Genomic DNA, 1976 nt, shown 5'->3' on the forward strand with positions numbered 1-1976 from the left:
GCGCTGCAGCCGCATTATCGCCACCGTAGGTCTCCGCCAGGCGCAGCAACCAGGCATTGGCCAGGTCGACCTGACCCTGGGTCAGCCACAGCTCGCACTTGGCCAGGGTGATCATCGCCAGGTAATACACTGGCGGTACATCCCAGATATGCATCAGCCGTTCGGCTTCGGCGAGCTGGGCAAAGGCTTCGTTAAACCGACCGCTGCGGCCTTCGATGGTGGCCAGCACGCAATGGCCGATCAGTACGCTGGTGTCGCGGCAGGCGCGGGCTTCACTGATACCCGCGAGCAAACGGGTACGGGCGGCTTCGGGTTGCATACGCAGGGTGAGCAGATAACCGTCGTACAAGGTCAGGCGGGCACGCACGGCGTATAGGCGCTGGGCGGAAAGACCGCGCAAGCAGTCCAGGCCATGGCGCACTTCTTCTTGAGCACGCAGCACTTCGCCACGGGCTTGCAGCACACGGGCGCGGTCGTAATAAGCGAGGGCTTCAAACAGGGGATTGCCGTAACGCTGCGCCAACTCCAGGGCATCACGATTCAGCCCACGGGCACGCCAGAGGTCGTTGCGCACAATCGCCAGGTTGGCCAGGGTCGACAGGCACATCAGGCGCTGCCCGCAACGTTCCTGCGGCAAAGCCGACAGCGCCTCGCTGCAATAGGACTCTGCCAGGGCACTGTCACCGCGCCCCCGGGCGATCACGCCGCTCAAGGCCAACCACTGGCCAATCATGGAGCGCTGCGCGCGCGCATTCGGCGCCGGTAAAAAGCGCGCAAGCTGGCTGGCCAGGTCTTCGGCGGCGTCGAGCTGACAGGCCAAGGCCAGCGCCCAGGCGTACAACACAATCAGGCGTGGCGAGCTGCCCAGCAGGCTTTCCGGTAAGTCCATTTTCCAGCGCAACAACATGGCCACGTTTTGCTCGCCGAGCAGTTGTTCTTCCGACAGGTTTTGCACCAGGCTGGCGGCCACATCGGGCTGACCGGCACGCAGGGCCTGTTCAATGGCTTCGTCGAGCAAACCCTGGCCGCTAAACCAGCGGCAGGCGCGCAGGTGCAATTTGGCCGCGGGCTGGCTGAGCGACACCGGCAGGCGCGCACGCAATAAATCAGAAAACAGGTGGTGATAACGGAACCAACGCCCGTGCTCATCCAGCGGCACCAGAAACACTTGGTGCGCCTGCAAGTGCTGAAGAATCGTGCTGCTGTCATGGCCTTCGCGCACGGCATCGCACAGTTCCACGCAGAAGCGCTCAAGAAAGGCCGTTTCGTAGAGAAACTCCTGCACCTCGGCGCTTTGGCTTTCGATCACTTCTTCCAACAGATAGTCGCGAATCAGACCATCGGCGCCGTCCAGCGAATGCCCCCAATTCGGCGCATCGCCGCCTTCGCTGGCAGCGAGCATCCACAGGCGTAAGCCGGCGACCCAGCCTTCGCTGCGTTGCAGCAGCGTATCGAGGGCCTCGCCGTGCAGATTCACGCCCTGGCTTTGCAGCAGTTGGCTGGACTCGCCATCGGTCAGGCGTAAGTCTTGCTCTTGCAGCTCCAACAGTTGCCGCGACAAACGCAGCCGCGCCAGGTGCCAGTTTGGCCGTTGGCGGCTGGTAACCAGCAGGAGCAAACCGGCGGGCAAATGATTGAGGAAAAATTGCAGACAACGGTCCAGCACCGGGCCTTGGGCCAGGTGGTAGTCGTCCAGCACCAGCAAAAGCGGCGTGGCCGGATCGAGGCGCTTGGTCAGTTCATCAAGTAAACCGTCGAGCCATTCTTCAAAGGCAAACGGCTGGTGGCGCTGACGCAATTTGAGCAGGCCCAGCGCTTCTTCACCGAGGCCTGGGAAACAGCGTTGCAGACCGAGCACCAGGCGCTCAAGAAAACGGCCAGGGTCGCTGTCCATCTGGCTAAGCCCCAACCATAAGCTTTGCCACTGGGCCGGTAAACGTTCGCAGAATTCGATGGCCAGCGAGCTTTTGCCAAAG

Annotated in this window: 1 protein-coding gene; it reads right to left on the minus strand. The window is 62.3% G+C overall.

The genetic code is table 11. The annotated features are described in order from the left end of the window. Positions 1-1976 (minus strand): helix-turn-helix transcriptional regulator (locus tag AAAB16_RS13945; RefSeq protein WP_340663856.1); only part of this gene is annotated, 1976 nt, incomplete at both ends.

This window comes from Pseudomonas sp., from assembly GCF_037994325.1.
Classification (GTDB): Bacteria; Pseudomonadota; Gammaproteobacteria; order Pseudomonadales; family Pseudomonadaceae; genus Aquipseudomonas.